The organism is Streptomyces flavofungini, from assembly GCF_041028215.1.
In the GTDB taxonomy this organism is placed as follows: domain Bacteria; phylum Actinomycetota; class Actinomycetes; order Streptomycetales; family Streptomycetaceae; genus Streptomyces; species Streptomyces flavofungini_B.
Genome location: NZ_JASKYR010000391.1, coordinates 1 through 8,007, shown reverse-complemented (window position 1 = coordinate 8,007; position 8,007 = coordinate 1). Strand labels below are relative to the sequence as shown.

General features: G+C 71.7%; 7 protein-coding genes and 1 tRNA gene. 4 read left to right on the top strand and 4 right to left on the bottom strand.

The features are described 5' to 3' along the window. Positions 1-61 precede the first annotated feature (61 nt). Positions 62-1,027, bottom strand: a complete 966-nt coding sequence (locus AB8Z36_RS24650; RefSeq protein WP_369215557.1) for an LLM class F420-dependent oxidoreductase — start codon at positions 1,025-1,027, stop codon at positions 62-64. Positions 1,028-1,193: 166 nt separating this feature from the next. Between AB8Z36_RS24650 and AB8Z36_RS24645 the strand changes: the two genes are divergently transcribed. Both AB8Z36_RS24645 and AB8Z36_RS24640 read left to right on the top strand, forming a co-directional pair. Next, positions 1,194-2,339, top strand: a complete 1,146-nt coding sequence (locus tag AB8Z36_RS24645; RefSeq protein ID WP_369215556.1) for a glutamate--cysteine ligase — start codon at positions 1,194-1,196, stop codon at positions 2,337-2,339. A gap of 194 nt (positions 2,340-2,533) precedes the next feature. Beyond that, positions 2,534-3,190 (top strand): YceI family protein, encoded by a 657-nt coding sequence (locus AB8Z36_RS24640; protein ID WP_369215555.1) that lies wholly within the window; start codon positions 2,534-2,536, stop codon positions 3,188-3,190. 5 nt (positions 3,191-3,195) lie between these two features. Here AB8Z36_RS24640 and AB8Z36_RS24635 read toward each other — a convergent pair whose 3' ends face one another. Together AB8Z36_RS24635 and AB8Z36_RS24630 are read right to left on the bottom strand one after the other, a co-directional pair. Continuing rightward, complete coding sequence (locus AB8Z36_RS24635; RefSeq protein ID WP_369215554.1) at positions 3,196-3,381, bottom strand: hypothetical protein; 186 nt, start codon at positions 3,379-3,381, stop codon at positions 3,196-3,198. Positions 3,382-3,614: 233 nt separating this feature from the next. Next, positions 3,615-3,688: transfer RNA gene (locus AB8Z36_RS24630), tRNA-Pro, on the bottom strand. A 107-nt stretch (positions 3,689-3,795) separates the two neighbouring features. On the opposite strand from AB8Z36_RS24630, the gene AB8Z36_RS24625 reads away from it, so the two are divergent. Together AB8Z36_RS24625 and AB8Z36_RS24620 are read left to right on the top strand one after the other, a co-directional pair. Further along, entirely contained in the window at positions 3,796-4,326 is a 531-nt protein-coding gene (locus AB8Z36_RS24625; protein ID WP_369215553.1) for a DUF309 domain-containing protein, read from the top strand. A 67-nt stretch (positions 4,327-4,393) separates the two neighbouring features. Further along, positions 4,394-6,487, top strand: a complete 2,094-nt coding sequence (locus tag AB8Z36_RS24620; RefSeq protein ID WP_369215552.1) for an MDR family MFS transporter — start codon at positions 4,394-4,396, stop codon at positions 6,485-6,487. Positions 6,488-6,529: 42 nt separating this feature from the next. On the opposite strand, the gene AB8Z36_RS24615 is transcribed toward AB8Z36_RS24620, so the two are convergent. Beyond that, the coding region (locus tag AB8Z36_RS24615) for a long-chain-fatty-acid--CoA ligase (protein WP_369215551.1) at positions 6,530-8,007 on the bottom strand (1,478 nt) is incomplete at its 5' end.

The following is an 8,007-nucleotide window of genomic DNA, read 5'->3' as shown; positions in this document are numbered from 1 at the left end:
GATGGGGCGCGGGTACCCGGTGGCGGGCCGGGTATCCGGTGGCGGCCCGGGCAACCGGGGGTCAGAGCTCGCGCAGTGCGGGCAGGAGCTTCTTCTCCGCCCATTCGATGAAGGGACGCTGGTGGTCGCCGCCCACCTGGACGAGCGCGATCTCGGTGAAGCCCGCGTCCACGAAGGGCCGTACGGACTCCACGAAGGTCTCCACGTCGTCGCCGCAGGGGATGGACTCCGCGAGAGCCTCCGGGGTCACGTACTGGGTGGCACCGGTGAAGCCGGAGGGTCCCGGCAGCTCGGCGTTGACCGGCCAGCCGCCGACGGACCAGCGGAACTGGTCGTGGGCGCGGGCGATCGCGGCGTCCCTGTCGGGGTCGTAGCAGACCGGGAGCTGGCCGACGCGCGGTTTGCCGCTGCCGCCGTGGCGGTCGAAGGCCTCGATCAGTTCGGCCTTGGGTTCGGTCGCGATGACCAGGTCGGCGAGGCGCCCGGCCACCGAGCAGGACCGCTTTCCGGAGACCGCGACGCCGATGGGCGGCAGTTCGTCGGGCAGGTCCCAGAGGCGGGCGTCGGCGACGTCGAAGTGCGTGCCCCGGTGGTTGACGTTGTCGCCGGTGAAGAGCGCGCGGATGATCTCGACGGCCTCTTCGAGCATCTCGATGCGGACCTGCGGCGAGGGCCACCCCGCGCCGACGACGTGCTCGTTGAGGCTCTCGCCCGAGCCGAGGCCGAGCCGGAAGCGGCCCTCGGAGAGGAGCTGCATGGTCGCGGCCTTCTGCGCCACCACGGCCGGGTGGTAGCGGACGGTGGGGCAGGTCACGTACGTCATGAGGGGGATGCGGGAGGTGGCCTGCGCGGCGGCGCCGAGAACGCTCCAGGCGTACGGCGCGTGCCCCTGGGACGCGAGCCACGGGAAGTAGTGGTCCGAGGTGACGGAGAAGTCGAAACCGGCGCGCTCCGCCGCGACCACATCGTCGACCAGAGCGCGGGGCCCGGCCTGCTCGGTCATCATTGTGTAGCCGATTTGCACCATAAAGCATCGCTTTGCCGAAAAGCTCTCGCTGAAACATTCGACCGCCCGCAGCCCCCCGACGGCGGCTGCCGGAGCGACATCGGGGTACTTGCTAGGACCACGGTGGCCACCGCCACCCGTAGGAACGGTCCGGAGGCACCCGCCACCGGCGAGAAGGAGCTTGAGGATGGGCAGCGTGCGCACTGTAGGAGTGGAGGAGGAGCTTCTCCTCATCGACCGCGAGAGCGGTGAGCCGACGGCCCTGTCGTCGGCGGTACTGGCGCGGGCCGCGAGGGACACCGCCGGGGACACCGGCGCCGGGCCCCAGGACTCCGACTACCGCGCCCCGGAGGAGGAGACCTTCGAGAGGGAGCTCCAGGACCAGCAGCTCGAATTCGCCACGCAGCCCCGTACGAGCATGGACGACCTCCTCGAAGAGGTCGTCCGGTGGCGCGCGGAGGCCGACCGGCACGCGGGTGCCGTGGGCGGTGCCGTCGCCGCCCTGGCCACCTCTCCCCTACCGGTCAGCCCCCGGCTCAACGTGGGCCCGCGCTATCAGTGGATGGACGAGCAGTTCGGCCTCACCACCCAGGAGCAGCTCACCTGCGGCTGCCACATCCATGTCTCCGTCGACTCGGACGAGGAGGGCGTGGCCGTCATCGACCGGATCAGGCCCTGGCTGCCGGTGCTGCTCGCGCTGAGCGGCAACTCGCCCTTCTGGCAGGGCAATGACAGCCGCTACAGCAGCTACCGCAACCGGGTGTGGGGGCGCTGGCCGATGGCGGGACCCACGGAGATCTTCGGCTCGGCCGAGAGGTATCAGCGGCAGGTCGACGCCCTGGTCGCCAGCGGCGTCCTGCGCGACCGCGGGATGGTCTACTTCGACGCCCGGCTCTCCCACCGCTACCCCACCGTCGAGATCCGGGTGGCCGACGTCTGCCTGGAGGCCTCATCGACGATTCTGGTCGCCGCGCTGGCCAGGGCGCTGGTCGAGACGGCGGCGCGGGACTGGCGCGCGGGCCGACCGCCGCTGCCGCACGGTGTGAGCCTGCTGCGCCTCGCCGCGTGGCGGGCCGCCAGGTCGGGCATCGACGACGTCCTCCTCGACCCGGTGACCATGCGGCCGACGCCCGGCCCCGAGGTGGTCGAGGCGCTCATCGACCACGTCAAGGACGCCCTCGCCGACACCGGCGACCTGGGCATGGTCCGCAAGACCGCCGCGGGCCTGCTCGAACACGGCAACGGGGCCCGCGTCCAGCGCGAGCTCCTGGAGCGCACGGGCAGCCTGAGCGCCGTGACGGCGGAGTGCGCCCGCCGCACCCTGGCGTCCTAGCCACCCGGGGACAGCGGCACCGTGACTTTGCGTGACGCCCGGTACGCCTCGGGGGCGTCCACATCCGTGCTGATCTCGTAGAGCTTTGCCGTCGACACCATGGAACCCGGACGAGGCCGCCCATCTCGCAGCTCACGCCACGCGGCTGGCGTGATAGCACGGAGTGATCAATCCCGAAGGAGACCACGGACATCATGGGTATCTTCAGCCGCCGCCAGACGGCGACCATAGAGCGGACGCAGGATGTCGGCGTCGGTACGTCTTTCCCCCCGGCGGCCGGCGCGGCGCCGCTCGATCCCGCGCTGCGCGCGCTGACCGGGGAGTGGACCATCGACCGCCCGCACAGCCGCATCGGCTTCTCGGTGCGGCACGCGATGGTCACGACGGTGCGCGGTGCTTTCGGCGACTACGACAGCACGCTGTACTTCGACGGCGCGCGGCCCTCGGAGTCGCGGGCCGAGATCACCATCCGGGTGGGCAGCGTCGACACGGGCGTGGAGCAGCGCGACGCGCATCTCGTCGGCCCCGACTTCTTCGACGCGCGCCACCATCCGGAGATGACGTTCCGCAGCACCTCCGCGCTGCACGAAGGGGGCGAGAGCTTCCGCATGGCGGGGGATCTGACCATCCGCGACGTCACCCGGCCCGTCGAGCTCCAGCTCGACTACCTCGGCTCGGTCGTGGACCCCTTCGGCTACGAGCGGGCGGGCTTCGACGGCACCACGACGATCGACCGCACCGAGTGGGGCCTCGTCTACAACCAGCGCCTGGAGGCGGGCGGCACCATGGTGAGCGAGAAGGTGCGCCTGCAGTTCGACATCTCCGCGATCCGGGCCACGCCCGTGGCGTAGCGGAGCTACCTGGGGTGCGCGGAGGTGGTCACTTCGTCGGGGTCCGGAACGCTGACATAGCTTCCGTTCTGGATCTCGCCGTGCACCCCGAACAGCACGTCACCGCCGGGTACGGCGGGCATGGCGCCCGGGAGGCCCGGCGGGTTGTCGGGTGAGTCCAGCAGGTCGGTCAGGATCTCGAACACGGCCATCCCCCTCGGATCGGTCGCGGGGCTGCCTGGACTGATCACAGGCCGTCACCCCGCGCCTTTCAACATACTCCGCATTCCTGCTGGCCGAGGCGCTCAATCCCTACGCAAAAAGCGGTACCGGCAGCCCGGACACGGCGACGGACCCGCGCGCGGGCGCGCACACGGGCCCCGCGCGCGGGGGCGCACACGACGAAGGGGCCATCCGAAGATGGCCCCTCTGTCCGACGTTCCCGTCGGGACGACAGGATTTGAACCTGCGACCCCTTGACCCCCAGTCAAGTGCGCTACCAAGCTGCGCCACGTCCCGATGTGTCCGGCGCGGTGTCCCGCGTGATCACAAGAAGAACTCTACCGCACGGCCGAGGGTGCTCCGTTCCCCGGTGACCGCCGTCAGGTACGCGCGACAATCCACCTATGAGCACCGCACCGCGACGTGACGATTCTGACCGCGACCGGGACCGCGACGCGGAGGGCCGCGCCCGCAACCAGCGCCCCCGCGACGGCCTCGGCAGGCCGCTGCCCCATGGCGCCGAAGGCGTGGCCCGCCAGCCCGAGGGCGTCGTCCGCACCCCCGGGCAGTCCCTCGCCGAGGCGCAGGAGCTGCTGGACGCCGGGCGGCCCTTCCACGCGCACGAGGTCTTCGAGGACGCGTGGAAGTCGGGGCCCGGGGCCGAGCGCGCCCTGTGGCAGGGCCTGGCCCAGCTCGCCGTGGGCCTGACCCACGCGGCGCGCGGCAACCCCACCGGCGGCGCCCGGCTGCTGCGCCGCGGGACGGCGGCGATCACCGCGTGGACCGCGGAATCGGGCCTCGACCGGCCGTACGGCATCCGCGTACCGGAGCTCAAGGCGTGGGCGGAGGCCCTGGCCGGGCGGCTCGAACGCGAGGCGGCCCCGGTGGAGGCGGCGGCCGAGGCCCCGCGCCTGCGCGCGAGCACACCGGGCTAGCCGGACCCGTCACCGGAGCGGACTCGCCCCGCATGCACGGGCCGCGCCCCGGTGTGAGGGTGTCGGTGTGACCACCACCGATCAGCCGGCACCGGAATCCGCCCCCGCCGCCGCGGAGGCGCAGGCGCCGCCCGTCCTCGACCGGCGCCGCCGCAACGTCGTCTTCGTCACGATCATGCTGGGGATGCTGCTCGCCGCGCTCGACCAGACGATCGTCGGCACCGCGCTGCCGACCATCGTCTCCGACCTCGGCGGGGCGGAGCACATGTCGTGGGTGGTGACGTCGTACCTGCTCGCGGAGACCGTCGCCACGGTCCTCGTCGGCAAGTTCGGCGACCTGTTCGGCCGCAAGATCGTCTTCCAGATCTCCGCGGTCATCTTCATCACCGGGTCGTTCCTGTGCGGCCTGTCCACGAACATGATGCTGCTCATCGCCTGGCGGGCGATGCAGGGCATCGGCGCGGGCGGTCTGATGGTCACGTCCATGGCGCTGATCGCGGACGTCATCCCGCTGCGCGAGCGCGGCAAGTACCAGGGCGCGATCGGTGCCGTCTTCGGCGTCTCCACGGTGATCGGACCGCTGCTCGGCGGGCTCTTCACCGACCATCTGAGCTGGCGCTGGGCCTTCTACGTCAACGTCCCCATCGCGATCGTCGTGGTCCTCGCGGCGGCCCGCACCATCCCCGTCGTGAAGTCGGCGCTGCGCCCGGTCATCGACTACCTCGGCATCGCGCTCGTCGCGATCGGGGCGAGCGCGCTGATCCTCGCGACGAGCTGGGGCGGCAACCAGTACGCCTGGGGCTCCCCGACGATCATCGGCCTCTTCGTCGGCGGCATCGTCGCGCTCGCGCTGTTCTGCGTGGTGGAGACGCGGGCCGCCGAGCCCATGCTGCCGATGCGGCTCTTCGGCAACCCGGTCTTCACCGTCTGCTCGATCCTCAGCTTCATCGTGGGCTTCGCGATGCTCGGCGCGATGACGTTCCTGCCGACCTACCTCCAGTACGTCGACGGCGACTCGGCCACGATCTCGGGCGTGCGGACGCTGCCCATGGTGATCGGCCTGCTCATCGCCTCCATCTTCAGCGGCAACGTCGTCAGCAAGACCGGCACGTACAAGATCTTCCCCATCGTCGGCGCCCTGGTGATGGCGCTCGGGCTCTTCCTGCTCTCCCTCATGGACGACACCACGAGCACCTGGCTCGAATCGCTGTACATGTTCGTGCTCGGCGCCGGGATCGGCCTGTGCATGCAGGTGCTCACCATCGCCGTGCAGAACACCGTCCCGTACGCGGACCTGGGCACCGCGACCTCGGGCGTGACCTTCTTCCGCACCCTGGGCAGCTCGTTCGGCACGGCCGTCTTCGGCACCATCTACGCCAACACCCTCGCGCCGAACCTCAGGGACGGCATCGCGGACGCCGCGCGGACCGGCACCGCGGACCCGGCGGCGATCTCCAAGGCGGCGCAGAGCCCGCAAGGGGTGCACGAGCTGCCGGGCGCGGCGGCGGCGCCGGTGGTCAAGGCGTACGCGGACACCCTGCACACCGTCTTCCTGTGGACCGTGCCCGTGGCGCTGCTCGGCTTCCTCGTGGCGCTCTTCCTCAAGCAGGTGCGGCTGCGCGACAGCGCCCGCGAGAGCGCGCCCGACATGGGCGAGGGCTTCGCGCAGCCGACCGGCTCGGACTCGGGGCTCCACCTCCAGCGGAGCGTCGCACACATCGTCCGCAACGTCGGCATGAGCACCGCGCGCGGCATCATCAGGGACTCCGACACCCGGCTCGACATCGCGGGCGCCTGGGCGGTCATGCAGGTCGCGCTCTTCACCCGCATGGTGGGCCACGCGAGCCTGGGTCTCATCGCGGCCCGGCGCCGCATTCCGGCCGAGGTCCTGGTCCCCGTCTTCGACCGGATGGTGGAGGAGGGCTTCCTGACCCGTACGGGTACGTACTTCTCGCACACCCCGGCCGGGGAGCGCGAGGCCGGTGCCATCGCCGCCGCGTGGTCGAAGTGGCTGGGCGAGGAGATCGAGAAGGACCTCGGACGGCCGCCGGACGAGAAGCTCACGGCGGCGGTCGACGCCATCGCCAAGCGGCTGCTCGCCGAGGACCTGGAGCAGGGCCTCACACCGGAGGTGGCGGGCGCCACGGTCGCGTCCCGCTGAGTGCGTCCGTCCCGCCGAGTACGTCCGCGGGGCGGCGGCGCGTCAGCGCGCCTCCTCAGCGGAGTAGCGGGCGCGCAGTTCGCGCTTGAGCACCTTCATGCTGGGGCCCAGCGGGAGTTCGGCGGTGACTTCGACGCGGCGCGGGTACTTGTGGCGGCCGAGGTGCTCCCTGGACCAGGCGATGAGGGCGTCCGTGTCCACCGCCGCGCCGGGCGCCGCGACGGCGACGGCGCAGACCTCCTCGCCGTGCAGGGCGTCGGGCAGGCCGATGACCGCGACCTGGGCGATGTCCGGGTGGCGCATGAGGACCTCTTCGACCTCACGCGGGTAGACGTTGAAGCCGCCGCGGATGATGACGTCCTTCTTGCGGTCGACGATGGTCAGGAATCCTTCGGCGTCCTTGGTGCCGAGGTCGCCGCTGCGGAACCAGCCGTCGACCAGGGCCTCGGCGGTGGCGTCGGGGCGCCCGAGGTAGCCGGAGAAGACGTTGTGGCCGCGGATGACCACCTCGCCGATCTCACCGTCGGGCAGCAGTTCGACGCGGTCCTCGACGTCGGCGCGGGCGATCTCGACGTCGACGCCCCACAGCGGATGGCCGATGGTGCCCGCGCGGGTGCCGAGGTCGGGCTGGTTCACGGAGGCGGCGGGGGACGTCTCGGAGAGGCCGTACCCCTCGTACACGGGGGTGCCGAAGGCCTCCTCGAAGCTTTCGAGTACGGCGACGGGCAGCGAGGCGCCGCCGGAGACGCAGAGGCGGAGCGCGGGCAGTTCGGCGGCGGACGCGGCGGCGGAGACCAGGCCGACGAACATGGTGGGCACGCCGTGGAAGGTGTTCGCGCCCTCCTCGACCATCAGCTCGATGGCCCGTGCGGCGTCGAAGCGGGGCAGCAGGACGAGGGTGGCGCCCGCGCGCCACGTCGAGTTCATCGAGACGGTCTGGCCGAAGGCGTGGAAGAGCGGCAGCGCGCCGAGGGCGACGTCGTCGGGGCGGACGTCGTTGGCGTCGAAGGCGTTGACCGTCGCGTTCATCACGAGGTTGAAGTGGCTGAGTACGGCGCCCTTGGGTACGCCGGTGGTGCCGCTGGTGTAGAAGACGACGGCGGGGTCGTCGGCGTTCCGTGTGACGTAGGAGGTGAGGGGCTCGGTGTCGCGCGCCAGGGCGTCGAGCTCGCCCCCGGAGCCCAGTGTCAGCATCCGTACGTCCGTGGCCTTGGCGGCGATCTCGCCCGTCGGCGCCTGCGCGGGGTGGCAGAGCAGCAGGCTCGCGCCGCTGTCCCGCAGGACGTGCTCGACCTCCTCGGCGGAGAGCAGCAGATGGACGGGGACGACGACCGCCCCGGCGGCGAGGATCGCGTAGTAGGCCTTCGGGAACTCGGCGGTGTTGGGTGCCATCAGGGCGACGCGGTCCCCCGGCCGCACGCCGAGGCCGGTCAGGGCCGCGCCCTGCGCACGGGCCTCGCGCCACAGCTCCGCGAAGGTGAGGCGCAGGTCGCCCTCGACGAGGGCGGTGCGGTCGGGGT

Coding starts and splice junctions, on each gene's coding strand:
- AB8Z36_RS24650 (WP_369215557.1), bottom strand. CDS start 1,027: ATGGTGCAAATCGGCTACACAATGATGACCGAGCAGGCCGGGCCCCGC.
- AB8Z36_RS24645 (WP_369215556.1), top strand. CDS start 1,194: ATGGGCAGCGTGCGCACTGTAGGAGTGGAGGAGGAGCTTCTCCTCATC.
- AB8Z36_RS24640 (WP_369215555.1), top strand. CDS start 2,534: ATGGGTATCTTCAGCCGCCGCCAGACGGCGACCATAGAGCGGACGCAG.
- AB8Z36_RS24635 (WP_369215554.1), bottom strand. CDS start 3,381: ATGGCCGTGTTCGAGATCCTGACCGACCTGCTGGACTCACCCGACAAC.
- AB8Z36_RS24625 (WP_369215553.1), top strand. CDS start 3,796: ATGAGCACCGCACCGCGACGTGACGATTCTGACCGCGACCGGGACCGC.